16 protein-coding genes are annotated in these 21517 nt (G+C 70.1%); 3 read left to right on the top strand and 13 right to left on the bottom strand.

Annotated features, from left to right (window positions below; genetic code table 11):
• Positions 1-11: 11 nt before the first annotated feature.
• Both FMQ63_RS22465 and FMQ63_RS22460 read right to left on the bottom strand, forming a co-directional pair.
• Positions 12-1583: a ribonuclease H-like domain-containing protein gene (locus FMQ63_RS22465; protein ID WP_011553844.1), complete on the bottom strand. Its 1572-nt coding sequence runs from the start codon at positions 1581-1583 to the stop codon at positions 12-14.
• Positions 1584-1598: 15 nt separating this feature from the next.
• Entirely contained in the window at positions 1599-4016 is a 2418-nt protein-coding gene (locus tag FMQ63_RS22460; RefSeq protein WP_171452306.1) for a DEAD/DEAH box helicase, read from the bottom strand.
• 121 nt (positions 4017-4137) lie between these two features.
• Here FMQ63_RS22460 and FMQ63_RS22455 point away from each other — a divergent pair, with 121 nt between their 5' ends.
• Positions 4138-5385 (top strand): SLC13 family permease, encoded by a 1248-nt coding sequence (locus tag FMQ63_RS22455; RefSeq protein WP_043612733.1) that lies wholly within the window; start codon positions 4138-4140, stop codon positions 5383-5385.
• Between the two features lie 15 nt (positions 5386-5400).
• Here FMQ63_RS22455 and FMQ63_RS22450 read toward each other — a convergent pair whose 3' ends face one another.
• Positions 5401-6237: a hypothetical protein gene (locus FMQ63_RS22450; RefSeq protein WP_011553847.1), complete on the bottom strand. Its 837-nt coding sequence runs from the start codon at positions 6235-6237 to the stop codon at positions 5401-5403.
• Positions 6238-6410: 173 nt separating this feature from the next.
• Between FMQ63_RS22450 and FMQ63_RS22445 the strand changes: the two genes are divergently transcribed.
• Complete coding sequence (locus FMQ63_RS22445) at positions 6411-7109, top strand: general secretion pathway protein GspE (protein WP_026114120.1); 699 nt, start codon at positions 6411-6413, stop codon at positions 7107-7109.
• Positions 7110-7111: 2 nt separating this feature from the next.
• On the opposite strand, the gene FMQ63_RS22440 is transcribed toward FMQ63_RS22445, so the two are convergent.
• From FMQ63_RS22440 to trpS, 6 genes are all read right to left on the bottom strand, one after another.
• Positions 7112-9259 carry a cyclic nucleotide-binding domain-containing protein gene (locus FMQ63_RS22440; RefSeq protein ID WP_011553849.1) on the bottom strand — a complete coding sequence of 716 codons (2148 nt, stop codon included), beginning with the start codon at positions 9257-9259 and terminating at the stop codon, positions 7112-7114.
• Entirely contained in the window at positions 9259-11379 is a 2121-nt protein-coding gene (locus tag FMQ63_RS22435; RefSeq protein WP_011553850.1) for a HEAT repeat domain-containing protein, read from the bottom strand. The genes FMQ63_RS22440 and FMQ63_RS22435 overlap by 1 nt, the downstream gene beginning before the upstream one ends.
• A gap of 74 nt (positions 11380-11453) precedes the next feature.
• Entirely contained in the window at positions 11454-13691 is a 2238-nt protein-coding gene (locus FMQ63_RS38590; protein WP_011553851.1) for a pseudouridine synthase, read from the bottom strand.
• A gap of 24 nt (positions 13692-13715) precedes the next feature.
• Entirely contained in the window at positions 13716-14705 is a 990-nt protein-coding gene (scpB, locus tag FMQ63_RS22425; protein WP_011553852.1) for an SMC-Scp complex subunit ScpB, read from the bottom strand.
• Positions 14692-15561, bottom strand: a complete 870-nt coding sequence (locus tag FMQ63_RS22420; RefSeq protein ID WP_011553853.1) for a ScpA family protein — start codon at positions 15559-15561, stop codon at positions 14692-14694. The genes scpB and FMQ63_RS22420 overlap by 14 nt, the downstream gene beginning before the upstream one ends.
• 163 nt (positions 15562-15724) lie before the next feature.
• The gene (trpS, locus tag FMQ63_RS22415) at positions 15725-16768 is read right to left on the bottom strand and encodes a tryptophan--tRNA ligase (protein WP_011553854.1); all 1044 of its coding nucleotides are present in this window, start codon (positions 16766-16768) and stop codon (positions 15725-15727) included.
• A 258-nt stretch (positions 16769-17026) separates the two neighbouring features.
• On the opposite strand from trpS, the gene FMQ63_RS22410 reads away from it, so the two are divergent.
• The gene (locus tag FMQ63_RS22410) at positions 17027-18199 is read left to right on the top strand and encodes a DUF4388 domain-containing protein (RefSeq protein WP_011553855.1); all 1173 of its coding nucleotides are present in this window, start codon (positions 17027-17029) and stop codon (positions 18197-18199) included.
• A 54-nt stretch (positions 18200-18253) separates the two neighbouring features.
• Here the strand turns inward: FMQ63_RS22410 and xerD are convergent, their stop codons facing one another.
• From xerD to FMQ63_RS22390, 4 genes are all read right to left on the bottom strand, one after another.
• A complete protein-coding gene (gene xerD / locus FMQ63_RS22405; RefSeq protein ID WP_011553856.1) occupies positions 18254-19186 on the bottom strand; it encodes a site-specific tyrosine recombinase XerD in 933 nt (310 codons plus the stop codon).
• 45 nt (positions 19187-19231) lie between these two features.
• Entirely contained in the window at positions 19232-20212 is a 981-nt protein-coding gene (locus FMQ63_RS22400; RefSeq protein ID WP_011553857.1) for a hypothetical protein, read from the bottom strand.
• Positions 20213-20234: 22 nt separating this feature from the next.
• Positions 20235-20846 carry an L-threonylcarbamoyladenylate synthase gene (locus FMQ63_RS22395; RefSeq protein ID WP_011553858.1) on the bottom strand — a complete coding sequence of 204 codons (612 nt, stop codon included), beginning with the start codon at positions 20844-20846 and terminating at the stop codon, positions 20235-20237.
• 53 nt (positions 20847-20899) lie between these two features.
• Positions 20900-21517 (bottom strand): cation:proton antiporter (locus FMQ63_RS22390; protein ID WP_194866443.1); only part of this gene is annotated, 618 nt, incomplete at its 5' end.

The following is a 21517-nucleotide window of genomic DNA, read 5'->3' as shown; positions in this document are numbered from 1 at the left end:
GCCCAGAATCGTCAGGTTCCTGAGCGAGGGCTCCCCATTCCCAGGTCCAGCGAGGCCGCTCGGGTGCTCCGGGCCAGGCGCGTCTCCAGGCGAAGGATTCGGCGGTGGTGGTCCACGGGCAGCTCCGCCGCCGAGGCCAGCTTCGCGTGGTGCAGCGCCCGCGCGAGGTCCTTGAGGCCATGCTCGTACAGCTTGGTGAGTTGGAGGTGCAGCGTCGCGGCCTGGAAGCCCTGGGCGGTCTTCAGTGCCTGGTGCAGGTGCGCCGCAGCGGTCGAGGCGTCACCCGCCTTGCGTGACAGCCGGGAGGCCAGGGCCAGGGCTTCGATGCCCACGGCGCCGGTGTCCCCCGCCGCGGCGGCCCGAGCGAAGGCCTGGGCGCGCGCGTAGTCGCGGGCCCGGAGCGCCACGCCCGCGAAGCCGAGCAGGTCGCGAGGGTCCGCGTCCCGGGGCACGGAGGCGTCTGCGCCCCCTGCTCGGAAGCGGCGGACCAGCTCACCGAGCAGGGCCGCCAGGAGGAGGAGGTCGTTGACGTTGTGCTCCAGCACGGGCGTCAGCGCCGAGCCGTCTCCGCCGCGCAGGTAGCGGAAGTACAGGTCGGGAATCAGCGAGCCGTCCACGTCGTCGACGCGCCGGAAGCCGAGGACCTGGTCTTCCAAGTGGACCAGTCGCGTGCCGGCGCCCCGGTGCTTGAAGACGCGGCGGGCGCAGTGGAGCAGGTCCAGGTGGGGCAGCTCCACGGGTGCGGGGACGCGGTTGAGGACGAAGCGCGTCCGCAGGAGCGGCCAGTCGAAGCTCTTGCCGTTGAAGGTGACGAGGCAGGAGGACGCGGCCATGCGCTCGGCGAGCGAGCGCAACATGGGGGCCTCTTCTCCCAGGCGCCGCAGGAAGAGCTGGTGCACCTTGAGCGAGCGGCCCTCGAACCATGCCAGCCCCACGAGGAATGGCACGGTGCCCGTTCCTCCCGCGAGCCCGGTGGTCTCCGTGTCCAGGAAGAGCATCCGTTGGAAGTCCACGCCCGCCAGGTCCGCGTGCAGCGCGAGGCTGGCGACCAGGGGGCCCTCCACGTCCAGGGCCGCGGCGAGAGGCGCGGAGCCGTGGTGGTGTTCCGGGGAGAGGATGCGCTCGGAGATGTGGACCGTGCCGTGGGCCGTGGCACGGGACTCCACGGGCAGCGGGCCAGGGGGGGCTGGCGGTGGCGTGCCCCGGCGCGCGGCGGCCAGACCCTGACGCTCCGACCAGTCCGACAGCATCCGGCGCAGGCTGTCGATGCGGGGATCTCGGGGGGCGGCTGGAGGCGAAGCCGTGACGGGGCGTGCTGCCGCGGCCTCCACCGTGCCCTCCGCGCGGGCGACCTGCGATTCCGCGCCGGCGGGCGTGGACGGCGCTTCCATGCGCCGGGCTTGAACCAACTTCGCCAACTGCGCGGCGAGCGCGTCGGGTACGCCCGCTTCGGCCGCAGGCGCGGGCATGGAATCAGCGCGCGCGGCGGGCTCGGCCTGTGGCTCCGCCACGGGGGGCTTCGGGGGTGACTTGCCCCCGGGGCCCACGCTCGTCAGGCGCGCCAGCTTGCGCTTGAGGTCCACGGCCGCGCCTCCCGGTTACTGCATTCCCGCGATGCCCAGCGCCGATAGCACTTCGAGCGCCAGTCGCTTGCGCGGATGCGGGTCCACGGGCGCTTGTCCCGGCATCGCCCCCGCGGCAGGGCCGATACACGCCGGACAGCCATCCTCGCACGCGCACGACTCCAGCAGTCGGCGCGCACGGCTCAGCAGCTCGTCCCGCTGGTCGTACAGCCGCGCCGCCAGCCCCACTCCGCCGGGCACGTTGTCGTACAAGAACAGCGTCGGGTCGAAGCCCACGCCACCATCCTTGCGTGGCGGCCCCTCCGCGTCATCCCGGCTCCCCAGTGTCTTGCCGATATCCCGAGGGTCGATCATCAACCCCACGCACGCCACCGTGCGCAGCGCCGTGGTCAGGCCGCGCAGTGCGTCGATGACCGCCGGTCGCGGCGCCCGCATGGCGCGCACCACCGTCTCCGGCACCGTCAGCCAGAGCGCCGTGGTGTGCATCTGCATCTCCGGCAACGCCACGTCGCCGTAACCGACGTTCTCATGCGTGTGGTACTTGATCTTCTTGTACCCCACGACCTTCTCGATGACGCTCACCTCGCCCATGCCCGCCTGAAGGTCCGGGCCCATGGGCGCGGCCTGGTCCTCCTGGATGACGTGCACGCGCACGTAGGTCATCGCGTCGGTGAAGTAGTCCGGCGCCACCTTCCGCACGAAGGCCTTGTGGTTCTCGTAGTCGAAGCGCTCGACCTGATACTGCTCGGCCTCGTGTTGGTAGATGGCCTGCTCGTGCAGCATCGTGTGCGCCGAACGGAAGTCCATCTCCGCCAGCGTCCGGTCCGTCCCCTTCTCGATGATGACCACGTTGTCCCAGCCGACGCTGCGCAGTGACACGTGGTTGGCCGGATAGGCATCCGTGGACCAGTGGAACACGCGACGACCCGCCTCGCCCACGGTGGGGTGCACCACCTCGTGCTGCGCGAGGAACCCGAGCGCCTCCGTGGTGGACTCCGGCGGTACGTCCCCGAAGGGCTCTCCCTCCTCGAACGGCAATTCGAAGGACGCGCACTTGAGGTGCTGGACCAGGATCTCCACGTTGTCCGGGTCGATGCGCGCGTGCTCCACCGGCGAGCCCACGAGGAAGCGCGGGTCGCCGGCGAGGTACTGGTCCAGCGGCGCGCTCGACGTCACCAGGAGCGCCAGGCTCCCCTCACCGCGCCGCCCTGCCCGGCCGAATCGCTGCATCAGCGCCGCCACCGAACCCGGGTAGCCCGCGCACACCACCGCGTCCAGCGAGCCGATGTCGATGCCCAGCTCCAGCGCGTTGGTGGCCACCACGCAGCGGACTTCACCCGCCCGCAGCGCCGCCTCCGTGGCGCGCCGCGTGCCCGGTAGATACCCACCGCGGTAGCCCTGGATGAGGGACGGATCCAACTTCTCCTCGACGAAGCGGTCGCGGAGGTACTTGAGCATCACCTCGATGTTGTTGCGCGACTGTCCGAAGAGCAGCGTCGACACGCCCGCGCGTACCAAGTCGGCCGTCAGCCGCACCGCCGTCTTGAGATAGCTGGCCCGGATGCCCAGCTCCGCGTTCACCACGGGCGGGTTGAACACCATGACGCGGCGCTCGCCGGAAGGCGCCCCGCTCTCCGACACCAGCGTCACGTCCCGCCCGAGCATCCGCCTCGCGTGGGCCTCCGGATTGCCAATGGTGGCCGACGCCGCGACGAACACCGGGTCCGCGCCGTGGAAGCGCGCCACGCGCTGGAGCCTGCGCAGCACGTTGGCCAGGTGAGAGCCGAAGACGCCCCGGTACGTGTGCAGCTCGTCGATGACGACGTAGCGCAGATTGGAGAACAGGCGCGCCCAGCTCGCGTGATGCGGAAGGATGCCCGTGTGCAGCATGTCCGGGTTGGTGAGCAGCACGCCGCTGCGCTCCCGCGCGGCCCGGCGCGCATCCGCCGGCGTGTCACCATCGAAGGTGATGGCGCCATGGGACAAGCCCGCCTCGCGCATCAGCGCGCGCAGGGACTCTTCCTGATCTCTGGACAGGGCCTTGGTGGGAAACAGGTACAGCGCCCGCGCCTGGGGCTCCCGCGCGAAGCGGTCCAGCAGCGGCAGGTTGTAACAAAGGCTCTTGCCGGAGGCGGTGGGCGTGGCGATGACCAGGCTCTGGCCCGCCCGAGCCAGCCGGTACGCCTCCGCCTGGTGCGAGAAGAGCTGCTGGATGCCCCGCTTCTCGAGCGCGTCGCGCACCTGGGGCGCCACCTCTTCCGGTATGGGCGCGAAGACGCCCGCCCGCGCGGGGGTGGCCTCATCCAGGACGAAGCAGGAGCGGAGCTGCCGGTCCGACCGCCACCCCTCCAGCACGGAGTCCAACCCGCGAGGCGCGTTCCACGGCGTGCGACGGGCCCCTCCGAAAGCGCCCGGTTCCTTCTCTGGCTTCATGGGCCGGGCACTGTACAGACGTATACCGAGGCAAACAACGCGGGAGCGCACCTCATTGGTTTGAGCTCCAGCCAATACGCGCAGAGGCGGACGTGCGGGCACTCCACTAGTGTGCCGCGCCGTGGCCCTCGCCATCTTCCTGTTCACCTACGTCTTCATCGCCGGTGCGCGCCTTCCGTACCTGAAGCTGGACCGCCCCGGGGGCGCGCTGCTGGGGGCCGTGCTGATGGTCGTCTTCGGCGTCGTCACTCCGGCCGAGGTCTTCAACCACAGCGCCGACGCGAACCGTCACGCCATCGACGCGGACACCATCGTCCTCCTGCTGGGGATGATGCTGCTGGCGGCGTACATGTCCCAGGCGTCCTTCTTCCGCACCGCGGGCGCGTGGGCCGTGCGCAGGGCGCACACGCCCCGGCGGTTGCTGCTCGCCGTGACGTTCATTTCGGCCGCGCTGTCCGCGTTCCTGGTGAATGACACCGTGTGTTTGATGCTCACGCCCCTGGTGCTGGCCACCGTGGAGGACGCGCGCCTGCCGCCGGCTCCGTACCTGCTCGCGGTGTGCATGGGCAGCAACAGCGGCTCGGTGGCGACCTTCACCGGCAACCCGCAGAACATGCTCATCCAGGGCGCCTCCGGGCTGTCCTACGCCAGCTTCGCGGCGTACATGGCCCTGCCTGCCCTGCTCTCCACAGCGGTGGTCGCCGCCGGACTCCTGTATCTGTTCCGGCATGACCTGCCCGTGAAGCAATTCGAGCCCAACCCTCCACCTCCGCCCGTGGACCGGGGCCTGTTGGTGCTCACCTTGACGGTGCTATCCGGGGTTGTCGTGGCCTTCTTCGCCGGGCTGCCCATGAGCTGGAGCGCCCTGGCCGGCGCGGCCCTGGTGATGGCCCTGGCGCGCCGCGAGCCACGCGAGGCGCTGGAGCGCGTGGACTGGGTGCTGCTGCTCTTCTTCGCGAGCCTGTTCGTGGTCGTCTATGGCGTGAACAAGCACGGCTACGCGGAGGACATCCGCGTCCTGTTCGAGCCCCTCATGGCGGGTCCGCCCCTTAGGGAGACGCTGGGCTTCGCGGGGCTGACGCTGGTGGCGTCCAACCTGTTCAGCAACGTGCCCTTCGTCATGCTGGCGCGGACGTGGGTGCCCACGCTGCACGACGTGGAGCTGGGCTGGCACGTGCTCGCGCTGGGCTCCACGCTGGCGGGCAACCTCACGCTGGTGGGAAGCGTGGCCAACCTCATCGTGTTCGAGGCCGCGCGCGGGAAGGTCAACATGAGCTTCCTCCGCTTCCTCCGCGTGGGCCTCCCGGTGACGCTCGTCAGCTTCGTCGTGGGGCTGAGCGTGCTCCTGGTGGAGCACGCGCTGTTCTGAATCAGGCCGTGTGACTCAGGGGTCGGGGTCCGGCAGCTCGCCGGGCGCCAGCTCGTCTTCCGGAGGCTTCGTCGCCTCGGGTGCCGGAGCCGGGGCGCCCGCCTTGCCGGGAACCACGTCCGAAGCCGCCGCGGAAGCCCGGGGCGGCGGCGCGCCGGCGCGGTCGGTGGGCGTCAGGTCCTTCACGAACATTCGCGCCACCTCGTCCAGCATGGACGTCATCGCCGCGCGGAAGAGTGACGGGTCCTTGCCCACCTTGAACGGGTCCAGGTGCTCCTTGCCCTCGGCCACCTGGTCCATGGCGAACGGCCGGCGCCACACCTCCGTGCGCCCGTCCAGGGTGAACATGCGGCCATAGCCTCGCAGGTACGCGCCCGCGCGGCCGTCATCGCTGCGCATGCCGTAGTCCTGGATGACGAACTCGACGATGGTGTCCGCGCCCAGCGACGCCACCAGGTCGTAGTCTGGCGCGTTGGCCGGCACCTCCTCCACCAGGAAGCTCTCCAGCACCGAGGCCACCCGCGCGGGGTCCACCACGTGCGTCCACGGGAACTCACGCGGCAGTTGCGACAACGTGGTGACCCGGAGGCGCTCGGAGATCTCGAAGCGCGTGACGGCTTGAAGCAGCTTCACCGTCAGCCGCCGGTCCGCCTCCACCGGCTCCAACTTCTTGAGCTTGTTCCGGTACGCCGAGTCCTCGCGGAACACGTGGCTCTTGGGGCCGGCCCCGTCCTCGATGCGGGAGATGAAGGCCGGACGCCGGACGCGGTCCAGGTCCGCGCCAGCCAGGCGCTGCGATGCACAGCCCGAAGCCAGCAGCAGTGCGAGAAACGGCAGTATCCGTCGCGTCATGTAGGGACTGTTCTACCCCATTCCCGTCCCTCACGCTCCTCCCCGGCCTCCTGGGTGTTGGCTGGTCTGCGGTCGTGCCTGACTGGCTGCTATGCTTCACAGCCGTGAAACAGCCGCCTGTCACACCCTCTGTCTCGCTCCCTGGCCGCAAGCGCCGGCTTGGGGAGATTCTCATGGACGCCGGGCTCCTCTCGGAAACCCAGCTCCGCTCCGCCCTCGCGGAACAACGCAAATGGGGCGGCAAGCTGGGCCTCACCCTGGTGCAGATGGGGTACGTGGACGAAAGCTCCATGGTCCACGCCCTGTCGCGGCAGCTCGCCATTCCCACGGTGGATCTGGAGCAGCACGCAGCGTCCGCGGTGGTGCTGCAGGCGCTCCGGGCGGACATCGCCGAGCGCTACACCGTCTTCCCCATCGCCGCGGATCCGGCCACGAAGACGCTCACCGTCGCCACCGCCGACCCCACCAACGTGGAGGCGTTCCAGGAGTTGGCCTTCCACTGTGGCCAGCGCCTCCAGGTGGTCGTCTCGAGCGCCTCGTCCATCGAGCGCGCCATCCGCCGCCACTACCACGGGGAGGTCACCTCCACGACGGCGACCCCGCTGTCCTTCGGCATGGACGAGCCCACCTTCGAGCTGGCGCCCCCGGCCGAAAGCGCTCCCGTGTCGATGGCCGTGCGCGCGGCCTCGGCGACCCTGGCGCAGCCCGGCCGTGAGACGGAGCTCACCCAGCGCGTGGAGGAGCTGACGCAGCAGGTGGCGGGGCTGGAGCGGATGGTGGCCCAGCAGGCCCGCTCGCTGCGGGCCATGCTGGAGCTCCTGGAGACGCGCGGCCTGGTGACGCGAGACGACTACCTCGCCAAGGTGCGCTGACGTCAGACGAGGATGAGGTCTTCCTCGACGCCGGCTTCGGTCAGCACGCGCTGCGTGCGCCGGAGCCGTTCGTCGCTCAGGTCGGAGATCAGGGCCAGGATTTGCGGGTGGCTGGAGATGAGCGCGTCGAAGTCGGCGCGCGGCAACCGCAGCAGCGTGGTGTGCCGGGTGGCGGTGACGGTCGCGGTGGCAGGCGTCTTCTGGAGCAGGGAAATCTCTCCGAACACGTCCCCTTCCCGGAGCTGCGTCAGCAGGTGGCCGTCCTTGCGCACCTCCACCTCGCCGGACAGGACCACATAGAGGCCGTCCGTCGGGTCGCCGTCACGGATGATGACGGTGTCACGCTCCACGTCCCGGGAGCGGAAGCGCTCCACGAGCGCGCGCCGGTCCTTTCGCCCGAAGAGGCGGAACAGCTCCGACGTGTTCATCACGTTCGTCAGCATGCGCTGACGGCAGAACTTCTTCAGGGCCTGGGCCACCTGCGGGTGGCTTCCCGAGAGCTCGGCGAGCACGCTGGCGGAGATCTCCAGGAGCTGGGTGTCGTCGGACGCGGACTCCACCGAGGCCGTGCGCGCCGCGCCGGACAGCAGGGCCATCTCTCCGAAGAAGGTGCCTCCTTCGAGCGTCGCGATGTCCTGGCGCTGGCCCTCCTCCGTCCGGAAGACGCGCACCGCGCCCTCGCAGATGACGTAGAAAGCATCGCCGTGGCTGCCCTGGTCGATGATTCGCTCGTCCGGGCCGAAGCGCCGCAGCGGGCAGCGCTCGAACAGCTCGATGAAGGCGTCGCGAGGCAGGTCCGAGAAGAGCGGAATCGTGGGCAGCGCGTCCAGGGAACCCGCGTCGGGAGGGACCTCCTCCGTCAGGCTGTAGAGCTCCTCCTCGAGGCCGTCGCTGATGGACGTGGCCCCCAGGCCTTGCCGATCCAAGCCCGCCTGCGCGGCCAGCTCCACCGCGTGCAACAGGGAGTCGGCTTCCAGCTCCAACTCGGTGAAGGAGGACGGACTCGCCGCCGTCCGGAAGGAGGCGCCCAGCGCGGGTGACAGGTCGTGGCCCGGGAGCGCGGTGGCGCCCGCGGGGACCGGTGGGTCGGCACGGCGCGCCCGCAGTCCTGGGGGCGCGGAGGCGGCCGCGGCTTCAGAAGCTGCGGGCGCTGCCTGCGTGGTGATGGGCGACGACAGGGCTTGCCAGCGGCCGCTGTTCGAGACGGACCGTGGCGGTGCGGACGGCGCGGGTTCGGGCGCGCGAGCAGCGCCCACCGCGGGCAGCCGCTGCGACGCGCGCGGTGCCAGTCCTGGCGGCAACGCACTCGTCGCCGGACGCGCGCCTCCGGGTTGAACCGCGGGAATCCGGGTCGCGAGCGGCGGCGCTTCTGGCTCACGGAGGGCCATCGCGGGCGGGATTGAGGCCGCCACGATCGTGGATGCCTCGACAGACGTGGCCAATTCGGACGTCATCGAATCGGTTCCACACGCGTCGTCCACCAGCGTCCCTGCCACGACGGGCTCCACGTCCAGCGTCAACTCCACGCCAGCGGTCCCCTCTTCCGACGCCAGTCCTACCTCGACCGAGTGGACGACTTCTTCGGTGCCACGCGTGGACGCGTTGGTGGACAACGACAGCTCTGGAGGCAGCTCCGCAGACAGGTCCACCGCGGGACCACCAGCCGCCAACGGGGCTGGCGAAGCACCCTCCCCCCTCTCCCCCAAATCAATGGCGGCGACGGCCGCGCGCACTGCCTCGGGCAGACGCGACGCCCCAGCAGGCTCGGAGGACGTCTTCACCGTCACGGACGACGCGCTGCTCATCGGGCCCCGGGCACGTGCGCCCATGGGCGTTCCCCGGCGCGCGTACAGGTCCGCGAGCATCTGCTGCACGCCACGGTGCGCGGGGTCCAGCTCGAGGATGAGCTTGCTCGCGGCGATGGCGCGCGGAAGGAACCCCTCGCGCGCGAAGCCTTCCGCGGCGGATTGATACGCCGAGATGGCCCGGTCCCGTTGCCCCGCCTTCACCCAGGCATCCCCGGAGCGCAGGCGTGACTGATGGTCCTTGGGCTCGGCCCGGCAGTAGTCCTCGTAGAGCTCCGCCGCCTTGGAAAAGCGTCCCTTGGTGAATGCCTCGGACGCCTTGTCCTTGAGCTTGCGCAACTCCATCAGGGAGCGCCCTCCGACGCGGTGCTCGCGGACGCCGGTGCCGCGCCCGCGGCCTCACGCACCGTCCGGAAGTAGTCCGCCTTGAGGGCCTCCAACTGGTCCGCATGCGCGGCGCTGCCCAGCTTCCGGAGCGACGAAGCCGCCGCGGCGCGAATCTCGGGCAGGTCGTGGAACAGGTCCTTGGCCACCGCGTCCGCCGCCTGCGCGTCGCCGATGCTCCCCAGCGCCAGCAGCACGTCGCGGCGGGCCACGCTGTTGGGCTCGTCCAGCGCCTTCACCAGCGTGGGCACGGCGTCCTTCGCCTGAATCCGTCCCAGCAGGGCCGCCGCGAGCGCCGCTTCCGGTCCACCTTCGCGCACCACGGCCTGGAGCTGCGTGGAAGCGGAGCCCGGCACGGCGCCGGCGCGCGTGAGCGCATCCAACACCAGCAGCTTCTCGCTCCCCATCTTCGGCAGCATCTCGATGAGCGCGGCCTGCCCCGCCTCGCCGGCCTCCGCCAGCACTTGGGCCAGGGCCTTCTGCAGGTCGCGGTCCGGCTCGACGAGCCCGGCCTTGGCCACGTTGACGCCCTCGGGGCCCAGCCGCGCCAGCCCCACCAGGGCCGCCACGCGCAGCGCGGCGCTGGAGTCCTGGGTGTAGCCGGTGAGCAGTTCCAGGGCGCCGGGCGCCTTCAGCGCCCCCAACGCGCGCAGCAGCGTCGCCAGCGGCACCAGCCGCTCCGGCGCCACGTCGTCATACAGCTCGGTGGGCACACGGTGCCGCACCACGTCCCGCCCGGACTCACGCACCCGGGCGGCATTGAGCTCCTTCACCCGCCCCAGCAGGTCCGCGTGCCGCGACGGCCGCTCATCCTTCAGGCCAGGTGTCGACGGGGTGGGCGGCATGGTCGAAGGGTCGAACCCCACGCCGAACTTCTCCGGGAGCGCTTGGGTCACCCAGTCGGCGCGCAGCGCCTCCAGTCCCTTGACCTCCTGCTCGTAGAGCTTCTGCAACGCGGGCACCACGGAGGCATCCCCCACCTCCGCCACGGCCTCCACCGCGAGCAGGCGCAGCGTGGCGTCCGAATGGCTCAGCCACGGCACCACCTTGCCGAGCAGCGGCAGCGCCGCGGGTCCCAGCCCCTCGACGGCCTGGAGGCCACTGGCGGCCGTGGCCGGACGTGCCAGCCGCTCGCCAATGGTGTCCACCGAACAGCCGCCGCGTGTGCGCATGCTCCGGCCCGCGACGAGCGCCTCCGCCGGTGCGCCCTCCATGACGATGGCGCACAGCGAAGCATCCGTCTGCGGCGTCCGGGGGAAGGACACGATGGCGTCGATGGCCAGCGGACTGACGGCGCTCTTCTCCACCGCCACCAACTGGAGGCGCTGCGTGGCCACCGGATCCTGAAGCTTCATCAGCGCGTGGATGGCGGACTCGCGCAGTTCCGGGAAGTTCTCCTCCAACAGCAACGCGATGGGGCTCACCGCGCGCTTGTCGCCGGCGTCACCCAGCCCGCGCACGGCGGCGGCGGCGAGGATGACCTGGCTGTCGCGAACCAAGGGCAGCAGCCGGTTGACGGCGTCGGGACGGCCGCTCTTGCCCAGCTCCTCGGCGGCGCCCACGCGCTCGGGCAGCGCGCCTTCGGTCAGCGCGAGCTGGTTGCGGTCCCACTGGGAGCGGGCCTCAGCGGCGACCACCTCCGCCATGGCCCCCGGAACGTTGGCGTTCTTCAGGGCCTGGACGATGACCTGACGCGTGGCCCGGCCCCGCCGTCCGTACTGGAGCGTGAGGTACGCCTTGGCCTTTTCGTTGTTCACCTTGGACAGCGCCATGGCGGCGCGGCCCTGGACCTCTTCGTCCTGGTCCTCGAGCAGTTCGCCCAGGAGGTCCACGACGCGGGCGTCCTGGCTCTCTCCCAGCGCCACGGCGGCCTCGGCCCGGACGATGGCGGCGAAGTCCTTCGCCGCGCGGGTGAAGAGGACGAGGTCATCCGGGTTGCCCTGCCCGGCCAGCTTCTTCACCGCGAGAGCGCGGACCTCCGGACGAGGACTCTGGAGGTCCGCGAGAAGCTGGTCCCTGCTGCCGTTGCAGCCGAGAAGCAGGGCAAGTGCGAGAATGAGGGGGCGCGCGCCGGTTCGCATCGGTCTCCGGTGTAGGAGTTGGCGCCCGTTATATCAATCCCCCTCGATTCCCGCCCAATCCACCGCGTCATGTATCAACGCGGACGGCGAGGCCCCCGGGGAGGAGGCCGGCCCGCGCCGCCTCGGGGACGCTCATTGCTCCAGCTCGGGGCGCTCGCCCGCTCCTTCTTCTTGCCCCAGTCCTGGAATCCGCCGGACTTCTCGGCGGGAGGGCCCTTGCGAGCCCCGGCCCGGACGACGCGTTCACGGGGATTCCCGCTTTCGTCGGTGGGCGTCCAGGTGCTGCGTGCGGGGCGTCCGCCCTCGGAGCCCTCACGGCGAGGACCACCCCGGCCACGCGGAGCGTCTGCCCCTTCGGCGCGAGGCTTCCACTCACGGCGCTCCGGGCGGCCAGCACCCGCTCCTCCGGAACGGGGCGAGTACGGACGGCCTTCACCCCGCGGGGCACGGCTGGCGCCGGCGCCAGCACCCCACGACTTGCGCTCCGGACGGCCTTCGCCACCCGCGCGCGGTGCGCGAGTCCGCGGCGCGGCGTCTCCGCCCGCGCTCCACTCACGGCGCTCCGGACGACCCGCGCCACGGCTCTTGGGGGCTCCGCCCTCGTCACCGCCAAACGAGCGACGGGCGCCGCCAGCACCACCGAATGCGCGACCCGCACCGCGTGCGCCCGTGTCGCGGCTACGCGGACCGCTGCCCGCATCACCGCCGAAGGAGCGGCGCGCGGGTCCGCCCTCGTCACCGCCGAAGGACCGGCCCGCACCACGGCTGCGAGGAGCACCTGCCTTGTCACCGCCGAAGGAACGGCCGCGCGGTGCGCCATCATCGCCACCGAACGAACGGCGTGCGGGCCTTCCCTCGTCACCACCGAAGGAGCGGCGTGCAGGCCTGCCCTCGTCACCACCGAAGGAGCGGCGCGCGGGCTTACCCTCGTCACCGCCGAAGGAACGGCGCGCGGGCCTGCCCTCGTCACTGCCGAAGGAACGGCCACGCGGCGAGCCTGCCTTGTCACCGCCGAAGGAACGACGCGCGGGCCTGCCCTCGTCACTGCCGAAGGAGCGGCGCGCGGGCTTGCCCTCGTCACCGCCGAAGGAACGACGCGCGGGCCTGCCCTCGTCACTGCCGAAGGAGCGGCGCGCGGGCTTGCCCTCGTCACTGCCGAAGGAACGGCGCGCGGGCCTGCCCTCGTCACCACCGAAGGAACGGCCACGCGGAGCGCCAGCCTTGTCACCGCCGAAGGAGCGGCCACGCGGCGCGCCCTCGTCACCACCGAAGGAGCGGCCACGCGGAGCGCCAGCCTTGTCACCGCCGAAGGAACGGCCACGCGGCGCGCCCTCATCGCCACCGAACGAACGGCGCGCGGGCTTGCCCTCGGCCGAAGCCCCCTTGGGCCGACCGAAACGCGCCAGGCTCGAACCACCCACGGTCGCGGTTTTGGCCGCACGGGCCGGCGCCTTGCGCGCGGGCTTGGCGGCCACGGGCGCATCATCATCCATGGACAGCTCCGCCTCATCGTCAGAGTCGAAGCCCGGAGCCGCCCGGCCATGCCGGCGCGGAGGCAGCCTCAGCTCCCCCGTCGGCGGCGCGGCCTTGCCATCCGACACCGCGTTCAGCAGCTCCACCTCGCTCGTCTTGAGCGGGCGCAGCTCGCCGGGGCGCAGGCCTTCCACGCCCACGCCGGCGTAGGACGGACGGAACAGACGCACCACCGGGTGCCCCACCGCCGCGCACAGCCGCTTAATGAGGTGCGGACGTCCTTCCGCCACGACAATCTTCAGCCAGGTGTTCCGCTCCGCCGCCTCGAATACGCTCACCGACACCGGCGTGGCCATGCCGTCTTCGAGCCGCACGCCGCCGCGCAACTTGTCCAGCGTGGCCGTGTCCGGAGCGCCCTTCACCTTCGCCAGGTAGGTGCGCGGCACCTGGAAGCTGGGGTGCGTCAGCTTGTGCGCCAGCGCCCCATCATCCGTGAACAGCAGCGCGCCCTCGGCGTCGTAGTCCAGACGGCCGACCGGGAACAGGCGCTTGCCCGTCTCTTCCACGTAGTTGGCCACCGTGGGCCGGCCCTGCGGATCCGACAGCGTCGTCACGACGCCCACGGGCTTGTAGAGCAGGAAGTAGGAGGATTCATCCGGAGGCGTGACCAGCGTCCCGTCCACCGTCACCAGGTCGGTGCCGGGCTCCACCCGGCTGCCCAGCTCCGTCACCGTCTTGTTGTTCACCGCGACGCGGCCCGCGGTAATCAGCTCTTCTGCATGCCGGCGCGAAGCAACTCCCGCGCGGGCCAGGTACTTCTGTAGTCGTTCGGCCGCCATACCATCCTTCTTCCATGCTGCCCGTCACTCGGGCTTGGGCCCCGTCGTATCACCCGTCTCGGGTTCCGGGGGCGTCGTGTCCAGGACGCTGGAGCTGACCTTTTGTGTCCGGTCCGCGGCCGCCATGGCCTCTTCCAGGTCCTCCAGCGCGGCTTCACTGGCCGCCGCGCTCTTCTCCATCCGCTTCGTGAATGCCGGGTCCGACAGCGCTTCCACCGTCCCCGCAGCCGGGGGCGCCGGCTTGTCTTCCTTCTCGACGATCTCTCGGTGCTCCTGCGTCAGCTCGTGGAACTCACGCAGCGTGGGCAGGGCCGACAGGTCCTTCAGTGCGAAGAACTCCAGGAACTCGCGCGACGTCCCATAGAGGATGGGCCGCCCCACTTCTTCACGCTTGCCCAGGATCTTCACCAGCTTGCGGTCCATCAACGCCTTGATGACCGCGCCGCAGTCCACGCCGCGGATGTCCTCGATTTCTGGCCGGGTCACCGGCTGCCGGTACGCGATGATGGCCAGCGTCTCCACCGCCGCCCGGGTCAGCCGCTGTGGCTTCACCCGCAGGTAACGCCGGACATATTCACCCGAATGCGGGTCCGTCCGGAACTGCCACCCGCCCGCCACCTCATACAGCACGATGCCGCTGATGCCGTCGCGGTGAATGCCGGAGAGTTGGTTGAGGGCCTCGGCGATGAGCTCCCGCTCGATGCCGGTGGCCATGTACAGCTCGTCCACCGACAGCGGCCGCTCCGCCACGAAGAGCACGCTCTCGATGACGGTGCGGATGCGGTCCGTGGACAGCTTGCGGCTCTTGGAGAGGAGCTTCTCGAACGACGTCTCCAGATCCGGAGGCGCCTCGTCCGAGTCCTCCTCGATGGAGGCCGCTTCCAACTCGTCCAGCTCATCCGCCGGGCCGGGGCCCGTGACAGCAGCGATTTCCTCTTCGGAGAACGGGCCGGGGCCACCGGGCGTGCCCGGTTCGGGAGTCTCGTCCTGCGGTCCGTTGCTACCGGTAGTCACTGTCGTCGACCTCCGTGGGAGCCAGCTTCTCCAGCGCGTCCCCGTTGGGCAGCAGCAAGATGGGCCCCAGCGGCTCGTCCTGCACCACCCGGATGAGCCGCCGCTTCACCATCTCCAGGATGGCCAGGAAGGTGATGACCACCTCCTGTCGCGACGGGGTTTCCTCTTCCGTGAACAAGCTCTCGAACAGAACCTGTCCATGCGGGCGCAGGCGCTCTACTACGCGGAGGATGGCCTCGGACAGCGTCACGCGCTCCCGGACCACCTCGTGCTGCAGTTTGGGCTGCAACCGCTCCAGCACCCGGTCGAGCGCCTCCACCAGCTTGAGGACGCTGAACTCCTGGAGGCCCACCTCCTCCTCGGGGATGGGCACCGCCTCCACCGGGACGTTGCGGGCGAAGACGTCGCGGCCGAGCAGGTCCTGCGTGGCGAGCTGTTCAGCGGCGTCCTTGTACTTCTGGTACTCCAGCAGGCGCCGCACCAGTTCCGCGCGTGGGTCCTCGGTCTCCTCGGCGACCGCGAGCACCTCCGCCCCCTCCTGCGCCGAGGCGACGTCCTGCCGGGGCAGCAGCATGCGGCTCTTGAGGTGCGCCAGGGTGGAGGCCATCACCAGGAACTCCCCGGCGATGTCGAGGTTGATCTCCCGCATCCGCTCCAGGTGCTCGAGGTACTTCTCCGTAATCAGCGCCAGCGGAATGTCGAAGATGTCGACCCGATGCTCCTTGATGAGATGGAGCAGCAGGTCCAGCGGACCTTCGAAATTGGGCAACGCGATGCGGAAGTTGTCGCCAGGACTCCGCGGCAACTCCCCTTCCCGAGGGGCCTCATCGGTCGGCGAGCGACGGTCCTCACTCACCGGATGTCCTGGATGGCGTCAACGGTGTGGGTGGGGGCGCGTCATCGCGTAAGGGCCCGACTTTCTTAGGCAGCGGGCACGAGCCTGGAGGACACACACCCATACCAGTGCCCCCCAGGAGGGTCAAACAATCGGCAGTGAAAGCCCGTTCAGGCACACGGACTCATGGGACTCCCACGGCCTTGCGGACCCGGTCCATGAGGCGGCTCGCCTCGGCCCTGGCCCGGCTGGCGCCGTCCTGGAGGATGCGCTCCACCTCGCCCGGGTCGGCCGCCAGTTCGGCGTACCGCTGACGGGCCGGGCCAAAGGCCGCATGGTAGGCCTCCAGGAGCTTCTTCTTGTAGTCGCCGTAGCCCTTCCCGCCCGCCCTCCAGGTGGCGTCCACCTCGGCGAACTCGGACTCGGGAAGCATCAGCTTCAGCAAGTCGTAGAGCGGCGCATCGCTGACGAGCCCGGGCGGCGGCGACTGCGTGGGCAGCGGCTTGGGCGCGTCCACCGGCGTCGAGTCCGTCTTGATGGACATGATCCGCTTCTTGATTTCCTTCTCGTCCCCGAAGAGCTCGATGGTGTTCCCGTAGGACTTGGACATCTTCTGTCCGTCGACGCCGGGCACCGTCTGGGTGGTCTCCTGGATGCGCGCCGCGGGCAGCTTGAGGATGCCGGGCGCATGGCCCCGCTCCTTGCCTTCCGGATCGGCCGGGTCGTAGCCGGGCACGTACTGGGTGTTGAACTTCACCGCCCAGTCGCGCGCGAACTCGATGTGCTGAATCTGGTCCTTGCCCACCGGGACGAAGTCCGCGCTGTAGAGCAGGATGTCGGCGGCCATCAGTACCGGGTAGGCGAAGAGGCCGAAGTCCGGGCTGATGCCCTTGGCCACCTTGTCCTTGTAGCTGTGGGCCCGCTCCAGGTGCGCGTGCGGCGTCACGGTGCCCAGAATCCAGTACAGCTCCAGCACCTCACGCACGTCGCTCTGCCGGAAGAGCACGGCCTTCTTCGGATCCAACCCCAGCGACAGGTAGGCCATGGCGGCCTCGCGCGTCAGCGCCAGCGCGGCCTTGGGATCCCTCACGGTGGTGAGCGCGTGCAGGTTGGCGATGAAGTAGTACCCCTCGCCTTCATCCTGGAGCTGCACGAACTGGCGGAGCGCGCCGTAGTAGTTGCCGATGTGCAGCCTGCCGGACGACTGCACTCCTGAAAGAATTCGCATGGACTCGCTCTGATTCGGTTGGGCGGAATCGGGAATCGGACGGGGCTCGTTCGCACACCCGACGCGGCCCTGCAACCGTCCGTTGCCCGTGTCCTGCGCCCGTTCAGTATCCGAAGTCAAGACGGACTCTCCCTGGAACTTTGCGCCCCATCAGGAAATCCCGAGCAAATTCAAGTACTTGCAATTGAATCACAGTGGGGTGCGCCGGTACCCTGGGGGTTCCTCACGCGGGCAACCCACCTTGGAGGAAGCACCTGTATGGAGCCATTCAACGGAAGTCTCGCCAACTATCGCTTGCAGTTGGTGATGCCGCCGCTGTTCAGCGCGCCCGGGGTTGAAGGGGTGCTGAGCGTGGAGCGTGGCGCGGTGCGGCGCTGCTTCCACGTCAAGGACGGCTACCTGGTGGGCGAGAGCTCCAACGACCCGCGCGAGCACCTGGCCCAAATCCTGGTGAACCTCCGCATCCTGGACGCCCCCCGCGCCGCGGCGGCCTTCGAAGCGGCCGAGGGTGCGGGCATGCCCTACGGCACCTTCCTGGTCCAGCGCTGCTTCGTGGAGCTGCCCCGCCTCATCGAGGCCCTGGAGCACAAGGCGCGCGAGTCCCTGTTCGACTGCTACGCCTGGGAGTCCGGCGAGGTGGGGTTCACCCCTGGCCTGCCGCCCTCAGCCCGGGCGATTGGGCTCAAGCTGTCGCTGTCCACCCTGCACCGTGACGCGGTGTCGCGGCAGCGCGAGTGGAGCATGTTCCGCGACATCTTCCCTCGGATGGACACGACGTTCCGCGTCTTCCGCGAGTTCGCCGTGGAGACGTATTCGGAGGAAGAGGACGTCCTGCTGGACCTGGCGGCGAGCGGCGCCACGCTGGGAGAGCTGCTGGCGAGCGCCCGGGAGGCCCCGCTCTTCGCCGCGCGCTGGGTGCTTCACCTGTACCGGCGGGGGGCCCTGGCCCCGCGCAAGGCCCTCGGCCCCCGATTGGGTGAAGCCGCCGAGTTGGAGGAGCTGCTCACACTGGTGAAGCGCTTCCTGGAAGCCGGCCAGTATGACCATGCCGTCGCCCTGGCCGCGCAAATCCTGGAGCAAGGCCCCGTCCCCGAAGCCCACGCCCTGTACCGCGAGGCGGAGATCCGCCTGACGCTGGCCCTCAGTGACGAGCTCTTCGCGCTCGACGGGCGCCTGGTGTTCGAGCCGATTCCGCGCCCCACCCCGCCCGACCTGACGGCGGATGACCTGTACCTGTACTCGAAGCTGCGCGGCAGCCGAAGCATCCGGCAGGCCCTGCGCACAGCGGCCATGGGCGAGCTCGCCGCGTCCCGCTCCGTGCACCGACTGATGGCGTCCGGGCTGATTCGCGTAGCCCCGCTGCCAGGGAGCGGACCCCGACGGGCCCACACGGACCCGTTCGGCCTCCCCATCCACGGCGTGGGGAGCTGAGCGCCAGCGGACGGAACGTTCCATCCACGACGCCGAGGCTCCGGGCTGCCACCCCTATCGCGCGGCGGCCCGCGCCTTCTTCGCCTTGGGGACGAAGACATCGCTGCGCGGGTGGAACTCGTCGTACACGGACCGCAGCCGGGCGGCGTTCACGTGGGTATAGATTTGCGTCGTGGCGAGGTCCGCGTGCCCCAGCATCTGCTGGACGGCGCGCAGGTCCGCGCCACGCTCCACCAGGTGCGTGGCGAACGAATGCCGCAGCTTGTGGGGAGACAGCGGCTTCAAGATGCCCGCCTTCAGCGCGTACCGCTTGAGCAGCTTCCAGAAGCCCTGCCGCGTGAAGCCAGAGCCTCGTGGCGTGACGAACAACGCCTGGGACTTGCGCCGCCCCAGCACCGCCGGCCGGGACTCCGCCAGGTATGCCTGGACCTTCTCGATGGCCACGCTCCCCAGCGGGACGAGCCGCTCCTTGGCGCCCTTGCCCTTCGCCACCAGATAGCCCGCCGTGAGCTGCACGTCGTTGATGCCCAGCCCACACAGCTCACTCACGCGGAGGCCGGTGGCGTACAGCACCTCCAGCATGGCCTTGTCACGCACGCCCGTGGACGTGCGCTCGTCCGGGGCCGCCAAGAGCTGCTCCACCTCTTCCAGGGTGAGGAACGACGGCAGCTTCCGGGCTGAGCGGGGCGTGTCCAGGTCCTCCGTCGGATCCTTGTCCGCCATGCGCTCGGCGACGAGGAACCGGTGGAAGCCGCGCAGGGCCGCCAGGTGACGGGCCTGGCTGCGCTTGCCCAAGCCCCGCTTGCCCAGCGCGGACAGGTGCGCGGACACGTCCTCCTGCCGCGCCTGCGTCACGTCTGAGACGCCGCGGGAGCGCAGGTCCTCGAAGTACACGTTGATGTCCGCGGCGTAGGCGTCCACCGTCTTGCCGGACAGTCCGCGCTCCGCGCGGATGAAGGCGATGAACGCGTCGAGCAGTCCTTCCATCGCCGCGCAGGCTACCGGAGGCGCGCGGCGAGGCAACTCAGCGGCTCAGGCCCGGGGCTCCCTCGCCCCCTCCGGTGACGCCGACTCCAGCGCCTGCACCACCCACGGCCAGCCCACCACGATGTTCCCCGGCGAGCGCAGGCAGGCATCCGCCACCGCCAGCACCTCCGCCGGCCGCGAGCGCACCGCCAGCGCCAGATGCCGCCCCAGGAAGGGATGCGGCAGATAGCTGAGGTTGTGGTGACGCACCGGCACCCAGCCCAGCGTGGGCCGCCCCGTCCAGCGCTCCACGGCATACGCCACCGCGGACGCCAGCACCTCCAGCGCATAGAGCGGCAGCCGGAACGCACTCACCAGGAAGGCCACCAACGCACTGGCGGCCACCGCGCCGGCGTAGGACGCATTCGTCGTCCCACTCCAGAGCAGCATCGGCGTCAGGCTGGCGAGGATGGCCGCCATCTGGACCCTCACCACGGAGGGGCCCCGGCCAATGGCGATGCCGCTGATGCTCCCACACGCCAACCCGGCCACGCTCCCCAGGCACACGCCCACCACCATGCCCGCCACTCCACCCAGCTCCGGCCCGAAGGCATCCGCGGCCGTGGCGTGCAGTCCCACCAGCGTGGCCAGACTGGACAGCGAGCCCAGCAGGACGCCCGCGGCCAGCCCCAACACCTGCGCCACCAGCAGTCCCACCGCCGAGCAGAACAGCGCCGACAACACCCAGCCGCGCTCCAGCGGCAGGCCCGCCGTCATGAGCGCCAGGCCCAGCACCTGCGTCACCACCGGCGCGCCGACGAGCAGCACCAGCAGCATGCGCCGGACATAGACGGCCGTGGCCTGGTCTCCCTCGGACTGCTCGCGACACAACGTCCCCAGCCGTGCGCCCGGAACGCGGATGCCCGCGGCTCGCAGCCGGTAGTGCAGGTCCACCGGCCGGAACAGCAGCAACAGCAATAACTTGAGCAGCCCTGGGACCTGCTCCGGTGCATCCACGGAGCTCGGCCGTGTTCCCCCCTGTGCCAAGAAATCCCCCTATTCTCGGGTTCTAGTCCTCCAGCCTACCCTTCCCCTGCCGGAGGATTTCAAGTGAATCGCCGATGAGTGAAATCACGGTCGACGGTTCATTGAGCGTCACGCCCCCGTCAAGGATGAGGTCCAGGCCGTGTCCCAGATCGGCCTTGATATCCTTTGCGTCCGTGAGGGGCTCACCCTCCGTATTGGTCGCGGAGGTCGTCACCAGAGGGCGGCCCAGGGCTCGGGTCAGCTCGCGAACGAGCGCGGAGTCCGGCACCCGGATGCCCACCTGCTTCTGCTTGGACATCATCAGGTCCGGCACCAGACGCGTCGCTTCCAGGATGAAGGTGAACGCACCCGGAGTGAGGCTCTTCATGGTCCGGTACGCGAAGTTGCTCACGTGCGCGTAGCGCGCCACGTCCGACAGGTCGGGGCAGAGAAAGGACAGGGGCTTCTTCTTGTCGCGTCCCTTGAGCTGGTACAGCCGCTCGATGCCCTTCTTGGAGCTCAAGTCGCAGCCGAGCCCGAAGTACGTGTCCGTCGGGTAGGCCAGCAGGCCGCCGCGCTCCAGCACCTCCACCGCTCGCTGGATGTGGCGGGGTGATGGGTGCTCCGTGTCCACCTCGAGGATGGGTGCGGCCATGATGTCCTCCGTGCCTCCTGTGACTGCTGCTGAAGGTGTGGATGCCTGACAGCCTATGCCGTTCCCTGCGCGTCGTCCGCGCGGATCTCCCCGGAGGCCGCCAAGGCGCGCCGGGTGAGGACCGGCCCCACCAGCTCGTGGGCGGTAATCATGGCGACGATGAGCACCTCCACCTGGGGGCCAAAGGTCGGAAATGTCCTGGACACCAGGGCCGCCAGGCCAAACGTCACGCCCGCCTGGGAGATGAGTCCCATCCACAGGTAGCGCTTGAGCCGCGGGTCGTCCGCTGGGGCGAAGCGGCGGCAGGAGAGCCAGATGGCCACGCCGCGCAGCGCGACCAGCAACATCGCCGCCGGCCCCACCGTCAGCAGGGAGTCCAGCTTCAGCCCCGCGCCCGCCGCGGCGAAGAAGAGCGCGAACACTGGCAGCCCCGCCTGTTGGATGGCGTTGTGGATGCGCTCGCCCGCGTGCTCATCCAGGTTCGCGATGAGCGCCCCCGCCGCCAGCGACACCAACAGCGGGGACAGGTGCAGGCGCGTGCCCCCTTCCGCCGCGGCGAAGCACAGGCCCACCAGGAACAGCGGCAGCTCCTGCTTCACGCCGCGCATGTAGACGAGCATGCCCACGGCCAGCACCAGCCCCACCACCACCGAGCCGAACAGCTCCCACCC

It is taken from the genome of Myxococcus sp. CA005, assembly GCF_006518205.1.
Lineage (GTDB): Bacteria > Myxococcota > Myxococcia > Myxococcales > Myxococcaceae > Myxococcus > Myxococcus xanthus.
The sequence above is the reverse complement of the archived record's forward strand: the minus strand, read 5'-3'. Positions and strand labels throughout refer to the sequence as shown.